Source organism: Paucidesulfovibrio longus DSM 6739, from assembly GCF_000420485.1.
Classification (GTDB): domain Bacteria; phylum Desulfobacterota; class Desulfovibrionia; order Desulfovibrionales; family Desulfovibrionaceae; genus Paucidesulfovibrio; species Paucidesulfovibrio longus.
On the sequence record NZ_ATVA01000016.1, the window covers coordinates 84425 to 104966 of the forward strand.

The window sequence follows — 20542 nt, forward strand, 5'->3', positions numbered from 1 at the left end:
TCGACTCAGTCGTGCCGATGCGGCTCTTCGCCGCCCAGATGCACGTGCACATGCACGTGCGGGGTCGCGTCGACGGCATGCACCTTGCCGTCCCGCAGGTTGACCAGCGTATCCGTGACCTCGGTCAGGAAATCCGGTTCGTGGGAAACCACGAGAAAGGCGATTTCCAGGCTCTTGAGTATCTCCAGGATCCTGCTTTTGGTCCGTTTGTCCAGCCCTGTCGTGGGTTCGTCCAGCAGCAGGGCTTCCGGCTTCATGGCCAGGATCGTGGCCAGGGCCGCCAGTTTTTTTTCTCCGCCGGAAAGCTTGTAGGGCACGCGGTCTTCGAATCCGCGCAGCCCCAGTTCGTCCAGGGTCGTCTGGGCCACGGCCAGAGCTTCCTCGCGGGGCAGGCCCTGGTTCAGCGGTCCGAAGGCCACGTCTTCGAGCACGCTGGGGCTGAAGAGCTGGTCGTCGGCGTGCTGGAAGAGAAAGCCAAGCCGCAGCCGGGCTTTGTGAAATTCCGCTTCCGTGGCTGTCCGCTCGCCGAATAGGCGCACCTCGCCCCCGCGCAGGGGGACCAGCCCCATGATCGTGTGCAGCAGGGTGCTTTTCCCGCAGCCGTTGGGGCCGATGAGCCCCACGCGCTCGCCCCGCCCCAGGCGGAAGTCCAGGCCGTCGAGAATGGATTCCCGGCCGGGATGGCCGCTGGTCACGTTCTTCAGCTCGATGATCGGGTTCATATTCCTCCCCGGCGGGATGCGATGTCGAGAGCGAGAAGCCCCGCTCCGGCGCAGAGGCTGGAGATCAGGAGCCACCAGTCCGCGCTGCTGCGCGAAAAGCGGACGATGCTGTGGAAGCGGCCGGAAAATCCGCGGCAGCGCATGGCCTGGTGCACCCGCTCGGCCCGGTCCCAGCTGCGCACCAGAAGCATGCCCACCAGCCAGGCGTAGGTCCGGTAGGTGTGCAGGCTGGTCCGGGGCTTGAAGCCGCGCGCCCGCACGCAGCGGTGCTGGCGCAGGTATTCCTGCCGGATGACCGCGATGTAGCGCCAGGTGAAGAGCAGCAGGAGGCAGAATTTTTCCGGCAGGCCGAGCCGTTGCAGCGCCTGGCCCAGGGCGGTGATGGGCATGGTCGCCAGGAGGGCCGTGAGCGCGAGCACTATTCCGAAGCTTTTGCCCGTGAGCAGCAGGCAGAGCCGGAGGCCCTCGCGCGTGGCCGTGAGCGGTCCCAGGCTGAAGACCGCCTCGCCCGGCAGGGAAAAGGGCAGGAAAAGCCAGAGAAACCCTACGAAAAGCCCGACCACGCAGAGCCGCCGCAGCAGCGGAAGGAGCGGCAGCCGCGCCAGCAGCGCCAGCAGTGCGCCCAGGGCAAGGCAGGCGCCGGAAGCCGGCAGCCCCTGGACCATGGCCGCCGGAAGACTGAAAGCCACTGCGGAGAGGATCTTCAGGCCGGGATCGCGGCGGTGCAGGGCGGAATCGCCCTGGGCAAAAGGTTCTTCAATGGCGCTCAAGTGTTTGTCCCGGCTGAGGTTGCGCGCGGCCATGCCTGGAAGCCGCGTCCGGCGGACTGTGCCACATCGCACGAATTCGTGCAACCGGACGATCCGCGCGGGGCGCTACTTCACGAGGCCCACTTCCGGGGCCAAAGGCGCGATGGCGTCGATGGCGATTTGAAAGAACTCTCCCTGGTCCAGGCCGATCTTTTCGCACTCGCGGATGTTGTCGCGGTTGATGTTCGCGGCGAACGCCTTTTCCTTCATCTTCTTCTTCAGGCTTTTCGGCTTCATGCCGTCCATGCCTTCGGGCCGCACCAGGGCGTTGGCGTGGATCAGCCCGGTGACGGTTTCCCCGCAGCGCAAGGCGTAGTCGAACAGGGATTCCGGCGCGGTGCCGGTGCACTCTCCGTTGTGGGCGCGGATGGCCTTCAGCGCTTCTTCGGGCAACCGGTCCGCGAGCATCTCGCAAGTGACGAGGCCGTGCTTTTCCGGGGTGTCCTTGGTCGCCGAGTAGTCCAGGTCGTGGAGCAGTCCGGTCAGGCTCCAGAGCTGCGGATCCTGGTCCAGGCGAACCGCCAGGGCGCGGAGAACCGCCTCGGTTTCAAGGGCGTGGGGAACGAGGTGCGGGTCGGCGCTGTGGGTCGTGACCAGTTCGAGGGCTTCTTCGCGGGAAATCATGCGCACTCCTTTGGTGATGCTGAGGTGTCAGTAGAGCCAGCAGGCCGCGTGCCGTCCGGGTTCGATTTCCCGGAATTCGGGTTCCTTCCGGGAGCAGACGTCCATGGCGCGGGGGCAGCGCGGATGGAACGGGCAGCCGGACGGCGGGTTCAGCGGGCTCGGCAGGTCGCCGGTGAGGCTCGCGGCGCGTCGTTCGGCTGCGGGGTCGGGCACGGGAACCGCCGTGAGCAGTGCCTGGGCGTAGGGGTGCAGGGGCTGCGCGAAAAATGCGCCGCGCGGGGCCTGCTCCACGATGCGGCCCAGATACATGACCGCCACCCGGTCGCAGAGGTGGCCGATCACGGAAAGATCATGGGAGATGAACAGGTAGGTCAGTCCGAATTCCTGTTGCAGGTCCGCCAGCAGGTTGAGCACCTGGGCGCGGATGGACACGTCCAGGGCGGAAACCGGCTCGTCGCAGACCACGAGATCGGGCTCCAGGGGCAGGGCGCGGGCGATGGCCACGCGCTGGCGCTGGCCTCCGGAGAACTCGTGCGGGTAGCGTCCCGCATCGTCCTCGTTCAGTCCCACGCGGCGCAGGGTCTCGGCGACCTTGGCGCGGCGCTCCCCGGCATCGCCGATTCCGTGGATGTCCAGTGGCTCGCGCACGATGGACCCCACCTTCCAGCGGGGATTCAGCGAGGAGTAGGGATCCTGGAAGATCATCTGCACCGTGCGGCGCAGTTCCTTGCGGTCCCATTCGTCCAGGGGCCTGTCCTTGAGCAGGATATCCCCGGACGTTGGCCGTTCCAGGCCGAGGATCAGGCGCGCCAGAGTGGACTTGCCGCAGCCGGATTCGCCGACGAGGCCGACGGTCTCGCCCGCGTGCAGGGTCAGGTTCACGCCGTCCACGGCGCGCACCAGGCCCTGGCGGGTGCCGAGCAGGCCCCCGCGCACCGGGTAATGCTTCTTCAGGTCGCGGACATCGAGCAGCAAGCCGTCCTCCGGGTCATTCATGCAGCCAGCAGCGGGCCTTGCGCCCGGAGCCGAGGTCGAACAAAGGGGGTTCTTCCAGGGGGCATCTGTCGAAAGCCTTGTCGCAGCGGGGGTGAAAAGTGCAGCCGCCGGGGCGGTCGAAAATGCCCGGCACCGTGCCGGGAATGGGTTCGAGCCGCTTTGCGCGGCGCTCGTCCGGTCCCGGCGGGCGGGGAAGGGAGCGGAAGAGCCCCTGGGTGTAGGGGTGCAGCGGCTCGGCATAGAGGTCCGTTGTCGCGGCTTCCTCCACCACGCGGCCCGCGTACATCACGGCCACGCGGTTGCAGAACCCGGCCACCACGCCGAGGTCGTGGGAGATGAGCACGCCCGAAGCGCAGGTGCGTTCGCGCACCTCGGCCAGCAGGTCCATGATCTGAGCCTGGATGGTCACGTCGAGGGCCGTGGTCGGCTCGTCCGCGAAGAGCAGGTCCGGCTCGCAGGCCAGGGCCATGGCGATCATCACGCGCTGGCGCATGCCGCCGGAAAGCTCGTGCGGAAATGCCCGGGCGCGTACGCGCGGATTGGGGATGCCCACTTGGGCGAGCAGGTCTTCCGCGCGCTCCAGGGCCTGGCGTTCGCTCATGCCCCGGTGCAGCATCAGGGGCTCGGCGATCTGTCGTCCGACCCGGAAAACCGGGTTCAGGGAAGTCATGGGTTCCTGGAAGATCATGGAAATCTTGTTGCCGCGCACGCTCCGGAGTTCCGTTTCGGACATGGCCAGCAGGTCGCGGCCCTGAAACAGGGCCTGGCCGTCCGTGACCCGGCCGGGCGGGTCGGGCACGAGGCCCAGCACGGACAGGGCCAGCACGGTCTTGCCGCAGCCGGACTCCCCCACGAGGGCCAGGGCGTCCCCTTGCCCCACGGCGAGGTTCACTGTATCAACCGCCTTGGCCACGCCGCGCGGCGTGGCGAAGCGGGTGGTCAGCCCGCGAATGTCGAGAATCGTATCAGCCATTGGTGCTGTCCTGCATTTGCGGGTATATACGGAAAAAAGCCGGAGACGACAATGCACGAACGTTGGGTGGCGGTGATCGGCGGGGGGCTTGCCGGGTGCGAATGCGCCCATGCCCTGGCCCAGGCCGGAGAAAAGGTCCGCCTGTACGAAATGAAGCCGAAGCGTTTTTCCGAAGCGCATGAGAATCCCGGACTGGCCGAGCTGGTCTGTTCCAACTCCCTGCGGTCCGAGGAGCCCGCCACGGGCGTGGGCCTGCTCAAGCAGGAAATGCGCGCCCTGGGCAGCCTGGTCATGGACGTGGCCGAGGCGGCGCGGGTCGCTGCCGGAAAGGCCCTGGCCGTGGACCGGGCGGTGTTTTCCGCGCGCATGACGGAGATCATCGAAAACCATCCGAACATAGAGCTGGTGCGCGAGGAGATCGAGCGCCTGGACGACGGGCGGCTCGCCGGAGCGGCCGCCGTGGTCGTGGCCGCCGGACCGCTGGCCTCGAAGCCCCTCGCCGACGACCTCCTTGCCCTCGTGGGCGGGCAGAAGCTGTATTTCTACGATGCGATCGCTCCCATCGTGTCCTTTGATTCCATCGATATGGACAAGGCCTTCTGGGGCTCGCGCTATCGGCTGGAAGATTCGGACTACCTGAACTGCCCCCTGACCGAGGACGAGTACAAGGCTTTGGTGGCGGCCATGGTCGCCGGAGAAAAGGTCAAGCCGCACGAATTCGAGCAGCATATTCATTTCGAGGGCTGCCTGCCCGTGGAGGAAATGGCCGAGCGCGGGGAGATGACCCTGGCCTTCGGTCCGCTCAAGCCCGTGGGCCTGACCGACCCGCGCACTGGGGAACAGCCCTTTGCCGTGGTCCAGCTGCGCGCGGAGAACCGCGAGAAAACCGCCTTCAACCTCGTCGGTTTCCAGACCAAGCTGACCTATCCGGAGCAGAAGCGCGTCTTCCGCATGATCCCCGGCCTGGAGCAGGCCGAATTCCTGCGGCTCGGCTCCATCCACCGCAATACGTACGTGGATGCTCCCGAAGTCCTCGACGGCCTGGAACTCAAGGCGCGGCGCGGCGTCTGGCTCGCCGGGCAGATCACGGGCGTGGAGGGCTATGTGGAATCCGCGGCCTGCGGCCTCTGGCTGGGACTCAAGCTGGCCGCGAAGCTGAACGGAACGGAGCTTCCCGCCCCGCCGCCGGAGACCGCGCTCGGCGGCCTGCTGGCGCATCTGGCCGCTCCTCCGGCCAAGCGGTTTCAGCCCTCCAACGTGCATTTCGGCCTGATGCCCGCCCTGAACAAGAAAGCGCCCAAGAAGATGCGCAAGGAGCTGTACGCCAAGCGGGGCCAGGAGGCTTTCGCGGATTGGCGTCTGCGGACCGCTTGATTGCGGAAATGTGAAAGTTCTGTTGATCCCGCCGGTTGCGGATTTTGCCCTGAGGGTGCGAGATATTTTTTGCGCCTTTTTGCGGCCCGCGGCTTCCGGCGGGGTTTTCTTTTATGCCGATAGATTGTAGACGAAACCCCGACGCCATCGATTGCGCACGCGCACGGGCGGACTTCATCGCGAGGGGAGGGGCCATGTCGAAAGAACGGCCTTTGATCCGCCTGGAGCACGTCTCCAAGACCTTTGATGGTGAAACCGTCCTCCAGGATGTCTCTCTCGACATCCATAACGGAGAATTCCTGACCATCCTTGGGCCGAGCGGCTGCGGCAAGACCACGCTGCTCAGGCTCATCGCCGGGTTCGAATCCCCGGACCAGGGGGACGTTTTCATCGACGGCCGTTCCATGAACGGCGTCCCCGCGAACCGGCGCAAGGTCAACACCGTTTTTCAGAGCTACGCGCTCTTTCCGCACATGACCGTGTTCGAGAACGTGGCCTTCGGGCTGCGCATGGCCAAGACGCCGCCCGCGGAGATCGAGGAGCGCGTGGCCCAGGCCCTGCGCATGGTCGGTCTCGTGGGCATGGCCCAGCGTCGGCCGAGCAGCCTTTCCGGCGGCCAGCAGCAGCGCGTGGCCATCGCCCGCGCCTCGGTCAACCGGCCGCTGGTGCTCCTGCTCGACGAACCGCTGAGCGCGCTCGACTACAAGCTGCGCACCCAGATGCGCATGGAACTCAAGCAGCTCCGGCGCGATCTCGGCATCACCTTCGTCTTCGTGACCCATGACCAGGAAGAAGCCTTTTCCATGGCCGACCGCGTGGTGGTCATGAACCAGGGCAGGGTGGAGCAGGTCGGCGCGCCCGTGGAGGTCTACGAACAGCCCGTGAACATGTTCGTGGCCCGTTTCGTGGGCGAGACGAACATCTTCGAGGGATTCGCCGGGCAGAGCGAGGGCGGAACCCTGCACGCGCTGGTGGAGGGCCGCAAGTGCGACCTGGCTTCGGACCGGGGCTTCAAGCCCGGCGACCGCATCCGCGTCCTGCTGCGGCCGGAGGATCTGCTCGTGGAGCGGGTCGCGCCGGAGGGGGACGACCAGCTCTGGCTGCCCGGACTCATATCCGAAACCGTGTACAAGGGGTCCACCTGGGACATGATCGTGCGCCTGGACAGCGGCAACGAGCTGCTTGTGACCGAGTTCTTCGACGAGGACGCGGACAAGATGAATTTCCAGGCCGGGGAGCGGGTTTTCGTCAGTTGGTTCGACGGATGGGAGGTGGTTCTGCCCCATGAGGACGACGAACCTGTTTAGGCGCATCTCCATCGGCGGAGCCGCCCTCTGGCTGGGCGTCTTTGCGGTGCTGCCCTTTCTGCTGATCTTCGCGACCAGCTTTCTGACGCGGGACGAGGCATCCTTCGTGGCGCTCCAGCCGTCCCTGGACGGCTACGCGGGCATCGCCGGGCCGGTCTTCCTGGACGTGCTCTGGCAGTCGGTCTATCTCGCCTCCGGCGCGACCCTGCTCTGCCTCCTGGTGGGCTATCCGTTCGCCTACGCCCTGGCGCGGATGCGCTCGCGCGCCAAGAATTTCCTGCTGCTGCTCGTGATCATTCCCTTCTGGACCAACTCGCTGCTGCGCACCTACGCCCTGGTCTTCATGCTCAAGGCCAACGGGCTGGTGTCCATGACGCTCATGGCTCTGGGGCTGTCGAGCGAGCCCGTGTCGCTGCTCTACACCGAAGCCGCCATCTTCATCGGCCTTGTCTACACCCTGCTGCCGTTCATGATCCTGCCGCTCTACGCCTCCATGGAGAAGCTGGACAACAGCCTGCTGGAGGCGGCCAGGGATCTCGGCGCGAACAGGTTCCAGGGATTCATCCGGGTGACCGTGCCCCTGACCACGCCGGGCATCATCGCCGGGTCCATGATGGTCTTCCTGCCCGCCCTGGGCATGTTCTACATTCCGGACCTGCTCGGCGGCGGCAAGCACGTCATCGCGGGCAACTTCATCAAGGACCAGTTCCTCGTGGCGCGCGACTGGCCCGTGGGCGCGGCGGCCAGCGTGGTGCTGACCCTGCTCATGGCCGCGCTGCTGCTGGCCTACCATCTCAGCGCGAAGCGCATCCGCCGCAACGGCAGGAGCAACGGGTTCGAGGGGGGCGAGGCATGAGCGCGCTCTGGAGACTTGTGCGGCTGCTGCCCGTCTACGTCTTTCTCTACCTGCCCATCGTGGTGCTGGTGGTCTTCGCGTTCAACGATTCCAAGTATTCGGTGACCTGGAAGGGCTTCACCTGGAAGTGGTTCGGCAAGCTCCTGGCCAACGGCCAGCTCATGGACGCCGCGGTCCATACCTTCACCGTGGCCTTCCTTTCGGCCACCGCAGCCACGGCCCTGGGCCTGCTCGCCGCCGTGGCCCTCTATCGCTACCGCTTCCAGGGCAAGCGCCTGCTCCAGTCCGCGCTCTTCGTGGTCATGGTCTCCCCGGACATCGTCATGGGCGTTGCCTTTCTCGTGCTGTTCATGTGCATGGGGCTGAAGCCCGGCTTTCTGACGCTCTTCCTCGCGCATACCACCTTTTGCCTGCCCTTCGTCACCGTGACCGTGCATTCGCGGCTGGCGGGCTTCGACAACCATCTCATCGAGGCGGCCCAGGATCTGGGCGCGGGCGAGTTCCGGGCCTTCCGGCACGTGCTGCTGCCCATGCTCGCTCCGGCCGTGCTCGCGGGCTGGCTGCTCTCCTTCACCCTGTCCATGGATGACGTGATCATCAGCTTTTTCGTCACCGGACCGGATTTCGACATTCTGCCCCTGCGCGTCTATTCCATGGTGCGCCTGGGCGTGAAGCCGGACGTGAACGCCTTGTCCGCGATCATGTTCGGCCTGACGGTCGTGGTCGTTTTCACCTCGCAACTGCTCTTGAGGAGAAAGAAATGAAGAAACTGCTTTTGGCGCTTTGCCTGGCCCTGCTGCCCGGCCTCGCCTCGGCCGGAGGAGAGGTCTACGTCTACAACTGGACCGAATACGTGCCCGAGGCGGTTCTGAACCAGTTCACCGAAGAGACGGGCATCAAGGTCATATACACCACCTACGACAGCAACGAGGCCATGTACGCCAAGGTCAAGCTCCTGGGCGGCGAAGGCTACGACGTGGTCGTGCCCTCCACATATTTCGTGAACAAGATGCGCCGCGAAGGACTGCTCCTGCCGCTGGACCGCTCCAAGCTCCCGAGTTTCGCGAACCTGGACACGAAGTTCCTGAACAAGCCGTATGACCCGGACAACGAGTATTCCGTCCCGTATCTTTGGGGCGGCTCCGGCATCATCGCCAACACCGAGATGGTTTCCGCCGAGGGCATGGACTCCTGGCGCTGGCTCTGGAGCCCCCAGCTCAAGGGCAAGCTGCTGCTCCAGGACGACCTGCGCGACGTGCTGGGCATCGGCCTGCTGCTCAAGGGATACTCCGTCAACGAAACCGATCCGGAGCACATCCGCGAGGCCTACGAGGTCATCAAGACCCTGGCTCCGAACGTGCTGGTCTACAATTCGGACAACCCCAAGTCCGCCTACCTGGGCGGCGAGGTGGCCGGAGGCATGATCTGGAACGGCGAAGCCTACCAGGCCCTGGGCGAGATGGACACGCTCAAGTTCGTCTGGGCCAAGGAGGGCGGCCTGCTTTGGATGGACAACTTCGTCATTCCCAAGAACGCCAAGAACGTGGACAACGCTCACGCCTTCATCAACTTCATGCTGCGCCCGGACATCGCGGCCCAGTGCTGCGTGGAATACGGCTACGCCACGCCGAACAAGGCGGCCGTCAAGCTGCTGTCTGCGGAGCTGCGCGAAAGCCCGCTGATTTTCCCGCCGGACGAGGTCGTGGCCCGGTCCGAGTTCCAGAACGACGTGGGCGAGGCCATTCTCGTCTACGAGAAGTATTGGCACATGCTCAAGGCCGGGCAATAGAGCCGGACCAACGGCGTCCGCCATCGTGTCGTTTCCGGCGGGAGCGGTTTTCGGACCCTCCCGCCGTTTCTTGTCCGGCCGGCAGCCGGAGATTGCTTTTGAACGCGACCTGGGCCATGTTCTGGCCCGGAGGACAGAGTGCAGATTCAAGTCTTGTTCAGCGAGTGGGACCAGTACGAATTGCTGGATTCCGGGGACCAGCGCAAGCTGGAGCGTTTCGGCGACGTGCTGCTGGTGCGCGGGGAACCCCGCGCCTGGTGGAAGCCGGAACTGCCGGAACGGGAGTGGGCGAAGGCCGTGGCCGTGCACGATGATCGGTCCTGGAGCTTCAAGCCCGGCGCACCCAGAGAGTGGACTCTGGATTTGGACGGGATGGAGATCCTCTGCCGCTTCTCGGAAACGTCCAAGCATGTGGGCGTGTTTCCGGAGCAGTGGCCCCATTGGCGGAGCCTGCGCGAGTTCGGACAGCCGGAAAAGGACGGCAAGCCCAAGCTGCTGAACCTGTTCGGCTATACGGGCGTGGCCACGCTCTGCGCCGCGCGGGCCGGGTTCGACGCCACGCATGTGGACGCCTCCAAGCCCACCGTGGCCTGGGCGCGCCGCAACCATGAGATTTCCGGGCTGGGAGACGTGAATATCCGCTATCTGCTCGACGATGCGCTCAAGTTCGTCAAACGCGAGGTGCGTCGGGGCAACCGCTACGAGGCCATCCTGCTGGATCCGCCCGCTTTCGGGCGCGGCCCGCGCAAGGAGCTTTGGAAGGTGGAGGCCCAGGTGGCCGAGCTGCTGGCCGATTGCGCGCAGCTGCTCTCGGACCGTGCCCGGCTGTTGATCCTGACCATGTACAACACGGACGCCTCGGCCCTGATGCTCAACAACCTGCTCACCGACGCCCTGGAAGGCAAGGGCGGGCGGCTGAGCATCGGCGAACTGGCCCTGCGCCACACTTCCGGTCCCAAGATTCTGCCGCGCTCGCTTTGGGCACGCTGGCAGGCCTGAGGCTTTCCAGGTTTCCCGACGCGAAAAAGGGCCGCTCCCGAACGGGAGCGGCCCTTTTTCGCGTCGATGCGCGGCTCGGCTACCACTTGATCTTTTCGGGCGGCCTGCGTTCGGGCACGACCTTCCGTTCGATCTTTCCTTCGTTCCAGTCCTTGGAGACGTACAGGCCGCAGAAGCAGGCTCCGAATTCCTCCACGTCCGGCTCGCGGTAGACGCAGGGACAGACGATGTCCTTGTCGTCCTCGAACTCGCCGTTGGCCAGTCGGCAGGGGCAGGCCATGTAGCCGTACCGCTGCTTGTTGGCCAACAGGCTCTCCATGAGCGGCATGGTCATGCTCATGTCTTCGTTGAAGTAATAGCCCTTGGGTTCCTGAATCTTTTTCAGGGCTTCGTAAAGTTGCCTGGCGTCCATGAGTCTCCTCGCGGCTATTTTTCGAGAGCGTCGTCGATCTTGTCCTTGTTGAAGCCCACCACGACCTTGCCGTTGATGACCAGGGTGGGGAAGGACACGGAAGGATTGTGTTCCTTGACCTTGGCGATGGTTTCCTTGCGTTCCTCGCCTTCGAGCTTGTCCACGAACACGGGGTCACAGGCAACATTGCATTCTTCCAGGTATTGCAGGGCCTTCTTGCAGTGGATGCAAGTGGAGAGGCCGTAGAATTCGATTTTGTTCGGCATGGAACCTCCGATTGTTCTCGCTTTTTTACAGCATGGATATTTTGTTGAAAAAAGTCAAAGCCCGTTTCTGAATTTGTTCATGCGTCCTTCCAGGGCGCGCACTCCCAGGGAAAGCGGGAAGGTCATGGCGAAGTAGAGGGCGAGCACCAGGGTCCAGATTTCGAAGGTCCGGTAGGTGGCGGCCATGAGTTCCTGGCCCGCGAACGTCAGTTCCTGGATGGAAATGATGGAGACGATGGCCGAGTCCTTGATGGTGGAGATGAACTGCCCGGCCAGGGCCGGAATCATGCGCACCAGGGCCTGGGGCAGGATCACGTGGCGCAGCCTTCCCCAGCGGCTGAACCCCAGCGCGGCGGAGGCTTCCCACTGCCCTTTTTCCACGGATTCCACTCCGGCCCGGACGATTTCCGTGATGTAGGCACCTTCGAAGAGCGCCAGCGTCAGCACGGCGGAGAGAAACGCGGGAATCTGCTCCACAGGGCCGAGCGCGAATTCGAGTGCGCTCTGGACGTGTTTCGGCAGGGTGTAGACGAGGTCGTTCACGCCCAGGGCCGCCATGATCTGGTCGCCGAGGAAGTAATAGAAGACGAAGACCAGGACCAGGGGCGGGGTGTTGCGGACGAGTCCCACGTAGGCCCCGCCGATCATCTGCCGCAGCGGGCTGCGGCTGGTCCGGAACAGCCCCATGACCATGCCGAAGAGCGTCGCCAGCAGTCCGGAAAGCACGCTCAGGCGCAGGGTCACGAACAGGCCCTGGAGCAGCAGTCCCGCGCGCCAGGTTTGCTCCTTGGCGTCCCAGCGCAGCAGGTAGTGCGGCATGGACGACCAGTCCCAGCGGTAGTTCAGGTCTCCGGCCACGCGATAGCCGAAAGCGAGGGCCGCCCCCGTCAGCAGCAGCAGGACCGCCGCATCCAGGGGCGTCACCCTGAGTTTGCGATTGCGCAATGCGGGACCGTCCCTATTCCACCAGGGACTTCCACTCTTCCCCGTTGAACCAGTAGGTGAAGCGGGCGTCGAGCCAGCCTTCGGCGTTGGCGACGCGAATCCAGTTGTTCAGATAGTTGAGGAAGTCGGGATCGCCCTTGCGGACGGCGAAGCCGATGGGCTCGCGGGTGAAGTCCTCCTGCATGGGCAGGTAGAGCTGGTCCGGATACTTGGCGGCCAGGTTGCGGGGCAGGGGATTGGAAGCCACCAGGCACTGGGCCTTGCCGTTGAGGAGTTCCTGGATGGAGGCCGCCTCGTCGCTGAACTGGCGGAGCTGGGCCTTGGGCAGGAAGTTCTTGGCCGCCTTTTCCGCCGTGGTGCCCAGGCGGACGGCCACCGTCACGTCGGGCGAGTTGAAGTCGGCCAGGGAGCTCTTGCCGGGGGCCGCCTGTCGGCTGGCCACGACGGACATGCCCGTGAATTCATACGGGCTGGAAAAATTGACCTTCAGATTGCGGCTGGGAGTGATGCCCATGCCGCCGATGATGATGTCGAACTTGCCGGAAAGCAGGGCGGGGATGATGCCGTCCCACTTGGTGGGCACGAACTGGACCTTGACGCCCATGTCGTCCGCGAGGCGGCGGGCCACGTCGATTTCGAAGCCGACGAAATCGCCGTTTTTATCCTTCATGGCCCAGGGCACGAAGGTGGAGAAGCCGACCTTGAGCACGCCGCGCTGCATGACCTGCTCAAGGGTGCTGGTCTTTGCCAGTTCCTGCCGGGCATCTCCGGCCCACACGGCGCTGGCGAGTCCCAGAATGACGATCAGGGCCGTAAGGCCCATTCGGGTGGTCTGCCACAGTGTCATGTTCATCCTCCTTGGATTTGTTGGACGTTCAGACGGAATGGTTCCAATCGCCTTTGAGGCGTTTGTCGATGAGGGAGATCAGGCCGCTCAATCCGAGGGTCAGGACGAGGTAGATGGCCGCGACGGTGAACCAGACCTCGAAAGTGAGAAAGGTGTCCGAGACGATGGACTGGCCCTGCATGGTCAGGTCGTAGACGGCGACGGTGCTGACCAGGGCGGAGTCCTTGACCAGCGACACGGCCTGGCTCGCCAGGGGGGGGACGATGCGCGGCACGGCCTGGGGCAGGATGACTTCCCGGTAGGTGAACCAGGTGCCGCCGCCGAGGCTTTCGGCCGCTTCCCATTGCCCGTCGTCGATGGAGGCGATGCCCGCCCGGAAGATCTCCGAGGCGTAGGCTCCCTCGAACAGCGAAAGCGCCAGGACCGAGGCCCAGAAGCCGCTCATGCCGAGGATGGGGCCGACGACGAAATAGGCGAAGAAGAGCTGGATCAACAGGGGGGTGTTGCGGATGGTCTCCAGGTAGAAGCGGGCCAGGACATTGGCCATGAACGAGGAGGAGAGCCGGAACATGGCCGTGACCAGCCCGAAGACGAAGGCGAGGACAAAGGCGGCCCCGGTGATGCGCAGCGTGACTTCCAGCCCCTGGAGCAGCAGGCCCGCATGGAGCGAGCCGTTTTCGAAATAATACAGGAAGCGGGGAATACGGTACCATTGCCAGTTGTAGCCGAGCTGTTCGGTTCCGCGCGCCACGAACCAAGCCAGCAGCGCGACGAGGACAAGAAACTTGCCCAGGTCGACGAGGGCGGCTCGCTTGCCGCGCTGCATCAATCTGGAGGTGGCGTTGTTCATAGATGTCGGGTGGGCGGCGGATTGAGCCGATATCGGCTGCCGCCCTACGAACAGCCAATAGCATAGCGGCAGGAAAAAACCAAAGAATAAAAAGAAAAAGGCAGTTACTGAAAGGTAACTGCCTTCATGCGGTTCGGCTTTCCTAGGGGCGGGCCAGGAGGCGGTCCACTATAGTTCGGATGGATTCGAAGACTTCGTCCGGTCCCGGAGCCGCGTCCACCACGTGGATGCGCTGCTGGTGCAGCGAGGCCCATGTCAGATATCCTTCGCGCACGCGGCGGTGAAATTCCAGGCTTTCCGCCTCGAACCGGCCTTCTTCCACGGCCTTGCCCTCGCGCAGGTTGCGGGCCATGGCGCGGTTCAGGCCGCTTTCCGGTTCGATGTCCAGGAGAATGGTGGCGTGGGGCCAGCAACCGGCCACGGCCACCTCGTTGAGCTGGTGCAGGAGCCGGGGTTCCAGGCCGCGACCGTAGCCCTGGTAGACCACGGTGGAGTCCGCGAAGCGGTCCGAGATGACCACCTTGCCGCGCGCCAGGGCCGGGCGGATGACCTGGGCCACGTGTTGGGCCCTGTCCGCCAGGTAGAGGAACAGTTCCGTCTCCGGGGTGATGTCCCGGCTCTCCAGGTGCAGGAGCATGCGCCGCAGCTCCCGCCCGATGCGGCTGCCGCCCGGTTCCAGCGTCACGAGGTGTTCCTTGCCGCGTTGCTCCAGGTAGTTGACGAGCATGCGGATCTGGGTGGACTTGCCGGTGCCTTCTATCCCTTCAAAGGTAAGAAACATTGGTTCTCCGGGCTGTCGCTCTTGCGCTGGTTGTTGGTGTCCGGCGTGGGCACGGGGAGGAACACGGCGCGTTCGAGGAAACGCTGGTACGGGGTCCAGGCCGGGCCTTCGGTCTGTTCGAGCTGGTCCACGGCCCCGCTGATGATGTTCAGTTTCGAGTCCATCATGTCCGCGAGGTGCAGGACGAAGGCTTCGGCGCTTTTGGGCCGGACCGGAGCGCCGTACTCGTGCTCGCCGTGGTGGCTGAGAATGAGATGCTTGAGGTGCAGGATCAGTTCCGGCTCCAGGTCGCGGGCCTTGGCGAAGAACGGGCCCAGGATTTCCAGGCCGAGTTCGATGTGTCCCAGGAGCTGTCCCGCATCGGTATAGCCGTTTTCCGGTCCGCCCGTCATTTCCCAGGCCTTGCCGAGATCGTGGAAAATGGCCCCTGCGAGCAGTATCTGCCGGTCGAGCCGGGGATAGAGGTCGCAGGAGGACATGCACAGCCGGGCCACGCCCAGGGTATGCTCCAGAAGGCCGCCCACGTAGGCGTGGTGGACCACTTTGGCGCCCATGCCGTTCAGCAGCCTGGGGCGGATTTCGTCGTCCTTGAGCACTCGGCGCACAAAGGCCTTGAGCGGCTTGTGCGTGATGTGCTCGAGCACGAGGTCTTCAAGCGCCTCCAGCAGTTCGTCCGGCGGGGTCTGGCTGCGCGGCAGGAAGTCGCCCAGGTCCGGTGATTCTCCGTTGAGCAGGGCCAGGGCCTCCACCTTGACCTGGAGCTTGTCCTTGAAGCTGCCGACCTGCCCCCCGACCTCGGCGAACATGCCGGGCTCAAGGCGATCGTAGTGTTCGCTCAAGGGACTCCAGATCATGGCGTCCACGCGGCCGCTCGAATCCTGAAGAACCAGTCGCCAGTAAGGCCCGTTGCGTGCCTGGGCGCGCTGCGCCTCGGCCAGAAGAAAAACGTCCCGGATCGTGTCTCCGGGGCAAAGGTCGCGGACATATATGTTCTTTTCCATGCTCTCTCTTGCCATTGGAACGGTGATGCAGTACGCCGCTGGTGCGGGGCGGCGTTTCGCCGCCAGGATGATGTACGCGATTTCCCCGCAGGGTGCAAACCATGCCGGGATCAATGAGGGTTTCGGCCGGACCGGACCCGAAAGCCGAAGAGGTGCGCATGCGGATTTTGCTGACCAACGACGACGGCATTCAGGCTCACGGGCTGCGCGCCCTGTATGCGGCTCTTGTCGAGGCGGGCCACGAGGTTCGGGTGGTGGCTCCCGTGGCGGAGCAATCCGCGGTGGGCCACGCCATCACCTTCCACACCCCGCTGCGGGTGCACGAATTTCGCGAGGACGGCTTTTCAGGGCTGGGCGTGCACGGCACCCCGGCGGACTGCGTCAAGCTGGGCCTGACCACCCTGGTCCGGGAGCCGGTGGACCTCGTGCTTTCCGGCATCAACAAGGGGGCCAACGTAGGCGTGGACATCGTCTACTCCGGAACGGTCTCGGCCGCAACCGAGGCGGCGCTGATGTCGTTGCCCGCCATGGCAGTGTCCATGGACGATTTCAAGGTCAGGGATTTGCGCGAGCAGGCCCGCTTCGCCGTGGGACTGCTTCCGGAAGTCCCCTGGAGCGAGATTCCCGCCAAGACGCTCCTGAACCTGAACTTCCCGGCTTGCCCCTTTGCCGAGCACAAGGGCCTGCGCCTTTGCCTGCACACCCGCGCCGCCTACAACGACTGGTACGTGGAGCGCACGGACCCTCGCGGCAATCCCTACTACTGGCTGGAGGGGGAGATTCCGCAGGATTCCATCAGCCCGGACAGAGACCGCGCGCTGCTCAGCGAGGGGTATGTGACCCTGACGCCGCTGCATTTCGATTTCAACGACAGGGACACCCTGGCTTTGCTCGGCGAGCGCATGCACGGACGCTCAGGGCGTTGACGCGGCGCCGGGGGCGGCATATAGATATGATCGGACAGGATTCCTGGTCGCGAGCGGCGCAGGAACATGCAATACAAAGCGGGAATGTCGCGCGGGCGATGTTCCGCTATCAGCGTATGATCCCATAGGGTAAAGGAGAGTGGAAATGGCTGTTAAGGTTGGATTGAACGGCTTTGGCCGCATCGGGCGCTACCTGACCCGCCTTATGGCTGAGGAGACCGGCCTGGAACTGGTGGCCGTCAACGCCCGCGCGAGCAACGAGCAGCTCGCCCATCTTCTCAAATATGATTCCGTGCACGGCCGCTTCATGGACGTGGAGCCCACGGAGGCCGGTTTCAAGGTCAAGGGACGCGAGATCAAGGTCACCCGGAACGCTCCGGGCGAATGGGCCTGGGGCGACCTCGGCTGCGACCTCGTGGTGGAGAGCACCGGCAAGTTCACCGACCGCGAGAGCTGCGAGAAGCATCTCGCCTGCGGGGCCAAGAAGGTCGTCATTTCCGCACCCGGCAAGAACGCCGACCAGACCATCGTCATGGGCGTGAACGACGCGGACCTCAAGGCCGAGCACAAGATCGTCTCCAACGCTTCCTGCACGACCAACTGCCTGGCTCCGGTGGCCAAGGTCATCAACGACACCTTCGGCATCCGCCACGGCCAGATGACCACGGTCCATTCCTACACCATGAGCCAGCGCATTCTGGACGGCTCGCACAAGGACATCCGTCGCGCCCGCGCCTGCGCCGTGAACATGGTCCCCACCAGCACCGGCGCGGCCAAGGCCGTGGGCCTGGTCATCCCGGAGCTGAACGGCAAGCTTGGCGGCCTCTCCGTGCGCGTGCCCACGCCCAACGTCTCCCTGGTGGACCTCGTTGTCGAGCTGGAGCGGCCGACCACCGTCGAAGAGGTCAACGCCGTGCTCAAGGCCGCGGCCAACGAACACATGGGCTACACCGAGGAAGCCCTCGTCTCAATGGACTTCATGGGCTCCACCTACGGCGGCGTCGTGGACGCTCCGCTGACCGCCGTGTTCGGCGGCACGCAGCTCAAACTCATTGTCTGGTACGACAACGAGGCGGGCTTTACGAACCAGCTTCTGCGCCTGATGCGCAAGGTCGGGGGCATGATCTAAACTTTTTTATCCGTAAAAAAGTCATACAACCCGCCGGAGTGGTTCCGGCGGGTTTTTTTATGACCTAAAAAAGATCCGATCTTGTTGACGCAGAAACGCAATCTCTGATAATTTCTCACCTAGAACCGTAAACCCTAGGGGGGAAGACCAGATGTATCCCAAGGATGTGACCAAGGTCGTGCAGGACACGGTGCTGGGCGGCGAAATGCAAGCCAAGGAAATCGCCGAGCGTCTCGGCAAACCTTATTCCACGCTGCTCAGGGAGCTCAATCCCTTTGACATGCGCGCCAAGCTGGGGGTCGAGACCCTCATGGAGATCATGCGCGTGACCAGGGATCCGAGGCCGTTGGCCTTCATCGCCAAGCAATTGGGATATCGGCTCGTTCCCGAAAGCTCCTCTGCGGAGAGGGCGGTCAAGATCTTCCGGCCGGGTGCCAGCGTTTGAGCGTCGTCTGATTCTCGGCTCGCAAGGGCGTTCCCGGCTTCGCGGGACGTTTCCGAGTCTTTGACTTCGGCTCCGCCGTCGTAATCGATTCGTTGTCCCGAGGTGCCGGGATTCATTCAGCCCGGTCATGGCTTCGGCCATGGCCGGGCTTGCATTTTGCCGGAGGGAGTGGACTTGCCGAGAGCTTTGAGGCAGATTTCAGACAGCCTCGACGCCAACCCCGCAACCGGAGACCTGCATGAGCGGACTTCTTTGCATTCATGGTCATTTTTATCAGCCGCCCCGTGAAGACCCCTGGTTGCAGTGCATTTTACCGGAAGGAACCGCAGCGCCCGCCGTGAACTGGAACCGGCGCATACTCGACGAGTCCTACGCGCCGCTGGCCTTTGCGAGACGGCTGGACGATCAGGGCCGGATCATGGAAATCGTCAACTGTTACGAGTGGATGAATTTCAATGTCGGCCCCACGCTGCTCTCCTGGCTTGAACGCCGGGCTCCCCAGGTCTATGCGCGCATGCTGGAAGCGGACCGCCGTTCGCTGGAGCGTTGGGGCCACGGCAACGCCATGGCCCAGGTGTATCACCACGCCATTCTCCCTCTGGCTTCGAATCAGGACCGTCGATTGGAAATCGCCTGGGCTCTCGATGACTTCGAGGCGCGATTCCGCCGGAGGGCCGAAGGCCTGTGGCTGTCCGAAGCCGCCGTCGATACCTCCACTTTGGAAATCATGGCCGAGATGGGCCTGCGCTTCACGATTCTCGCTCCGCACCAGGCCGAGGCCGTTGCCGAGCCGGGAGGGGAGTGGCGCGCCGTGAACGAGGGCGGCGTGGACGTGCGGCGGCCGTACAGGGTCGAGCTTCCTTCTGGCCGGGATATTTCGGTTTTCTTCTACAACGGTCCGCTGTCGCAGGCCGTGGCCTTCGAAGGTCTGCTCGCGGACGGCGAGCGTTTCTGGAACCGCCTCTCCAGCCAGGGGGCGGGCGGGCTGCTCAGCCTGGGCACGGACGGCGAAACGTACGGCCATCATTTCCGCTTCGGGGAAATGGCCCTGGCCTATGTTCTGGAACAAGCCCGCAACGGGCGGGAGGGCTGGAGCCTGACCAACTATTCGGCCTATCTCGCGGCGAATCCTCCGGCGCAGCGCGTGCGCCTGCGCGAGGCCACCTCCTGGAGCTGCGCTCACGGCGTTGAGCGCTGGCGATCGGATTGCGGGTGCACGGACGGCGGCCACCCCGGCTACAACCAGCGCTGGCGGGGACCGTTGCGGGACGGCTTGAACGCGATCAAGTCCGAGCTGGACCGTCACTATTACGAGGCGGGCGCGGCACTGTTTCGAGAACCGGAAAAGGCCCTGCTGGCCTATGGCCTTTTTTTGGCTCACGGCGTGGAATCACAAGAGTTTCAGCGCCAGCAGTTCAATGCGGGACTTTCTCTGGAGAAAGTTGAAATATGCTGGAACTTGCTGGAAATGCAGCGGTTCGGCCTTGCCATGTTCGCGAGCTGCGCCTGGTTCTTCGACGATCTCGCACGCGTGGAGCCGCGCAATGCCCTGGCGTTTTGTTTGCGTGCGATGGAATGTTGCCGCAACGCCGGCGGGCCGGACCTTGAGCCGTTGTTGCTGGAACATTTGCGCCAGGCCAGACCCAACGACGAACGGTACGTGGATGGGGTGGATCTGTACGGACGCGAGGTGCGTTCCCGGCGTCAGACTCCTGCCCGGCTCGTGGCCTTGGGACTGATGCAGCTGCGGGCCAAGGGGGAGTTGCCGGAGCCGGGCGGCGAGGCCGTGACCCAATGGATCGGCGCGCAGGTGTCCGTGGCCCGATCCGGCAGGGGCAGGGAGGAGCCGAACGCGGAATTGGCCGGAACCGCGCTGGTGCGCTTCCGCCATGCAGGAATGGTTCCGGGCGAGGCCAGGCGTTGCCTTTGGCGATGGCGCGACGCAGACATGCAGGACTTCTTCGCGGGGGAATTGGCCGTGGACTGCGGTCAGGGCGAGGAAACCGTGCGGCCGCGCGAACTGCACTGGAAGATGCGCCAGGAAACCGTTCTCGAGGCCTTGGAGCGCATGGGCAGGAAGGATCGCGCCCTTTTGGAGAGCCAGACCCGGGAGGCGCGCCTCTTTTTGGAATATCGCGCGCACCAGAACACGCCGCAACTCGCGCCCTTGTGGGCGGCGCGCTGGCCCGCGCTCGTCGTTGCCCTGGCCTGGCAGGGGATCGGCGCGGATATCCCCGACTTCGTGAACTATCTGAGAGAGGTGGGAGCGCATCATCCCGCGCGGACCTGGCTGGAGCAGCGCTTCGGACGGGAAATGTTCGACCGGCTGTCCAGCGGGAGCATGGACAAGGGAGAATTGCTGGAGATGCTTGCCCGCTGCAAAAAGGCGGGGCTTCAGCTCGACCTTTGGGGCGTGCAGAACTACGTCTGGGAGCAGGGGCTGCACCGGGTCGATGCGGCTCTGGCCGAGGCCGTGAGCATTCGGCGTTGA

The 20542-nt window shown here is 64.4% G+C and carries 22 protein-coding genes; 10 read left to right on the top strand and 12 right to left on the bottom strand.

The annotated features are described in order from the left end of the window. Positions 1–5: 5 nt before the first annotated feature. From G452_RS0113225 to G452_RS0113245, 5 genes are all read right to left on the bottom strand, one after another. Positions 6–722 carry an energy-coupling factor ABC transporter ATP-binding protein gene (locus G452_RS0113225; RefSeq protein WP_022662735.1) on the bottom strand — a complete coding sequence of 239 codons (717 nt, stop codon included), beginning with the start codon at positions 720–722 and terminating at the stop codon, positions 6–8. Further along, on the bottom strand, positions 719–1492 hold the full coding sequence (gene cbiQ, locus G452_RS0113230) for a cobalt ECF transporter T component CbiQ (protein WP_027189245.1): 774 nt from the start codon (positions 1490–1492) through the stop codon (positions 719–721). The genes G452_RS0113225 and cbiQ overlap by 4 nt, the downstream gene beginning before the upstream one ends. Positions 1493–1597: 105 nt before the next feature. Further along, positions 1598–2155, bottom strand: coding sequence for an HD domain-containing protein (locus G452_RS0113235; protein WP_022662737.1), 558 nt, complete (start codon positions 2153–2155; stop codon positions 1598–1600). 27 nt (positions 2156–2182) lie between these two features. Beyond that, complete coding sequence (locus G452_RS0113240) at positions 2183–3151, bottom strand: ABC transporter ATP-binding protein (protein WP_027189246.1); 969 nt, start codon at positions 3149–3151, stop codon at positions 2183–2185. Further along, complete coding sequence (locus tag G452_RS0113245) at positions 3144–4124, bottom strand: ABC transporter ATP-binding protein (protein ID WP_022662739.1); 981 nt, start codon at positions 4122–4124, stop codon at positions 3144–3146. The genes G452_RS0113240 and G452_RS0113245 overlap by 8 nt, the downstream gene beginning before the upstream one ends. Positions 4125–4175: 51 nt before the next feature. Here G452_RS0113245 and trmFO point away from each other — a divergent pair, with 51 nt between their 5' ends. From trmFO to G452_RS0113275, 6 genes are all read left to right on the top strand, one after another. Next, entirely contained in the window at positions 4176–5498 is a 1323-nt protein-coding gene (gene trmFO / locus G452_RS0113250) for a methylenetetrahydrofolate--tRNA-(uracil(54)-C(5))-methyltransferase (FADH(2)-oxidizing) TrmFO (protein WP_022662740.1), read from the top strand. 194 nt (positions 5499–5692) lie between these two features. Next, positions 5693–6805: a spermidine/putrescine ABC transporter ATP-binding protein PotA gene (gene potA / locus G452_RS0113255; RefSeq protein WP_027189247.1), complete on the top strand. Its 1113-nt coding sequence runs from the start codon at positions 5693–5695 to the stop codon at positions 6803–6805. Continuing rightward, a complete protein-coding gene (potB, locus tag G452_RS0113260; protein ID WP_022662742.1) occupies positions 6783–7661 on the top strand; it encodes a spermidine/putrescine ABC transporter permease PotB in 879 nt (292 codons plus the stop codon). Before potA ends, potB begins: the two co-directional genes overlap by 23 nt. Beyond that, a complete protein-coding gene (gene potC, locus G452_RS0113265) occupies positions 7658–8425 on the top strand; it encodes a spermidine/putrescine ABC transporter permease PotC (RefSeq protein WP_022662743.1) in 768 nt (255 codons plus the stop codon). The genes potB and potC overlap by 4 nt, the downstream gene beginning before the upstream one ends. Then, positions 8422–9450 carry an extracellular solute-binding protein gene (locus G452_RS0113270; RefSeq protein WP_022662744.1) on the top strand — a complete coding sequence of 343 codons (1029 nt, stop codon included), beginning with the start codon at positions 8422–8424 and terminating at the stop codon, positions 9448–9450. The genes potC and G452_RS0113270 overlap by 4 nt, the downstream gene beginning before the upstream one ends. A gap of 138 nt (positions 9451–9588) precedes the next feature. After that, positions 9589–10449 (top strand): class I SAM-dependent methyltransferase, encoded by an 861-nt coding sequence (locus G452_RS0113275; protein WP_022662745.1) that lies wholly within the window; start codon positions 9589–9591, stop codon positions 10447–10449. Between the two features lie 79 nt (positions 10450–10528). On the opposite strand, the gene G452_RS0113280 is transcribed toward G452_RS0113275, so the two are convergent. From G452_RS0113280 to G452_RS0113310, 7 genes are all read right to left on the bottom strand, one after another. Then, the gene (locus G452_RS0113280) at positions 10529–10861 is read right to left on the bottom strand and encodes a ferredoxin-thioredoxin reductase catalytic domain-containing protein (RefSeq protein WP_022662746.1); all 333 of its coding nucleotides are present in this window, start codon (positions 10859–10861) and stop codon (positions 10529–10531) included. Between the two features lie 14 nt (positions 10862–10875). Then, the gene (locus tag G452_RS0113285) at positions 10876–11127 is read right to left on the bottom strand and encodes a glutaredoxin family protein (protein WP_022662747.1); all 252 of its coding nucleotides are present in this window, start codon (positions 11125–11127) and stop codon (positions 10876–10878) included. A 54-nt stretch (positions 11128–11181) separates the two neighbouring features. Continuing rightward, a complete protein-coding gene (locus tag G452_RS0113290) occupies positions 11182–12072 on the bottom strand; it encodes an amino acid ABC transporter permease (protein WP_022662748.1) in 891 nt (296 codons plus the stop codon). A 13-nt stretch (positions 12073–12085) separates the two neighbouring features. Continuing rightward, complete coding sequence (locus G452_RS0113295) at positions 12086–12919, bottom strand: transporter substrate-binding domain-containing protein (protein WP_027189249.1); 834 nt, start codon at positions 12917–12919, stop codon at positions 12086–12088. Between the two features lie 28 nt (positions 12920–12947). After that, positions 12948–13769: an amino acid ABC transporter permease gene (locus G452_RS0113300; protein WP_027189250.1), complete on the bottom strand. Its 822-nt coding sequence runs from the start codon at positions 13767–13769 to the stop codon at positions 12948–12950. A 142-nt stretch (positions 13770–13911) separates the two neighbouring features. After that, on the bottom strand, positions 13912–14550 hold the full coding sequence (tmk, locus tag G452_RS0113305; RefSeq protein ID WP_022662751.1) for a dTMP kinase: 639 nt from the start codon (positions 14548–14550) through the stop codon (positions 13912–13914). Then, the gene (locus G452_RS0113310; protein WP_022662752.1) at positions 14526–15551 is read right to left on the bottom strand and encodes a 3'-5' exoribonuclease YhaM family protein; all 1026 of its coding nucleotides are present in this window, start codon (positions 15549–15551) and stop codon (positions 14526–14528) included. The genes tmk and G452_RS0113310 overlap by 25 nt, the downstream gene beginning before the upstream one ends. Before the next feature lie 158 nt (positions 15552–15709). On the opposite strand from G452_RS0113310, the gene surE reads away from it, so the two are divergent. The 4 genes from surE to G452_RS0113330 all read left to right on the top strand — a co-directional run bounded on the left by surE (position 15710) and on the right by G452_RS0113330 (position 20542). Beyond that, on the top strand, positions 15710–16477 hold the full coding sequence (gene surE / locus G452_RS0113315; protein WP_022662753.1) for a 5'/3'-nucleotidase SurE: 768 nt from the start codon (positions 15710–15712) through the stop codon (positions 16475–16477). 145 nt (positions 16478–16622) lie between these two features. Then, positions 16623–17606: a type I glyceraldehyde-3-phosphate dehydrogenase gene (gene gap, locus G452_RS0113320; protein WP_022662754.1), complete on the top strand. Its 984-nt coding sequence runs from the start codon at positions 16623–16625 to the stop codon at positions 17604–17606. A 151-nt stretch (positions 17607–17757) separates the two neighbouring features. After that, the gene (locus tag G452_RS0113325) at positions 17758–18051 is read left to right on the top strand and encodes a phage regulatory CII family protein (protein WP_022662755.1); all 294 of its coding nucleotides are present in this window, start codon (positions 17758–17760) and stop codon (positions 18049–18051) included. Positions 18052–18289: 238 nt separating this feature from the next. After that, complete coding sequence (locus tag G452_RS0113330) at positions 18290–20542, top strand: DUF3536 domain-containing protein (protein WP_022662756.1); 2253 nt, start codon at positions 18290–18292, stop codon at positions 20540–20542.

Coding starts and splice junctions, on each gene's coding strand:
- G452_RS0113225 (WP_022662735.1), bottom strand. CDS start 722: ATGAACCCGATCATCGAGCTGAAGAACGTGACCAGCGGCCATCCCGGC.
- G452_RS0113235 (WP_022662737.1), bottom strand. CDS start 2,155: ATGATTTCCCGCGAAGAAGCCCTCGAACTGGTCACGACCCACAGCGCC.
- G452_RS0113240 (WP_027189246.1), bottom strand. CDS start 3,151: ATGAATGACCCGGAGGACGGCTTGCTGCTCGATGTCCGCGACCTGAAG.
- G452_RS0113245 (WP_022662739.1), bottom strand. CDS start 4,124: ATGGCTGATACGATTCTCGACATTCGCGGGCTGACCACCCGCTTCGCC.
- trmFO (WP_022662740.1), top strand. CDS start 4,176: ATGCACGAACGTTGGGTGGCGGTGATCGGCGGGGGGCTTGCCGGGTGC.
- potA (WP_027189247.1), top strand. CDS start 5,693: ATGTCGAAAGAACGGCCTTTGATCCGCCTGGAGCACGTCTCCAAGACC.
- potB (WP_022662742.1), top strand. CDS start 6,783: ATGAGGACGACGAACCTGTTTAGGCGCATCTCCATCGGCGGAGCCGCC.
- potC (WP_022662743.1), top strand. CDS start 7,658: ATGAGCGCGCTCTGGAGACTTGTGCGGCTGCTGCCCGTCTACGTCTTT.
- G452_RS0113270 (WP_022662744.1), top strand. CDS start 8,422: ATGAAGAAACTGCTTTTGGCGCTTTGCCTGGCCCTGCTGCCCGGCCTC.
- G452_RS0113280 (WP_022662746.1), bottom strand. CDS start 10,861: ATGGACGCCAGGCAACTTTACGAAGCCCTGAAAAAGATTCAGGAACCC.
- G452_RS0113285 (WP_022662747.1), bottom strand. CDS start 11,127: ATGCCGAACAAAATCGAATTCTACGGCCTCTCCACTTGCATCCACTGC.
- G452_RS0113295 (WP_027189249.1), bottom strand. CDS start 12,919: ATGACACTGTGGCAGACCACCCGAATGGGCCTTACGGCCCTGATCGTC.
- G452_RS0113300 (WP_027189250.1), bottom strand. CDS start 13,769: ATGAACAACGCCACCTCCAGATTGATGCAGCGCGGCAAGCGAGCCGCC.
- tmk (WP_022662751.1), bottom strand. CDS start 14,550: ATGTTTCTTACCTTTGAAGGGATAGAAGGCACCGGCAAGTCCACCCAG.
- G452_RS0113310 (WP_022662752.1), bottom strand. CDS start 15,551: ATGGAAAAGAACATATATGTCCGCGACCTTTGCCCCGGAGACACGATC.
- surE (WP_022662753.1), top strand. CDS start 15,710: ATGCGGATTTTGCTGACCAACGACGACGGCATTCAGGCTCACGGGCTG.
- gap (WP_022662754.1), top strand. CDS start 16,623: ATGGCTGTTAAGGTTGGATTGAACGGCTTTGGCCGCATCGGGCGCTAC.
- G452_RS0113325 (WP_022662755.1), top strand. CDS start 17,758: ATGTATCCCAAGGATGTGACCAAGGTCGTGCAGGACACGGTGCTGGGC.
- G452_RS0113330 (WP_022662756.1), top strand. CDS start 18,290: ATGAGCGGACTTCTTTGCATTCATGGTCATTTTTATCAGCCGCCCCGT.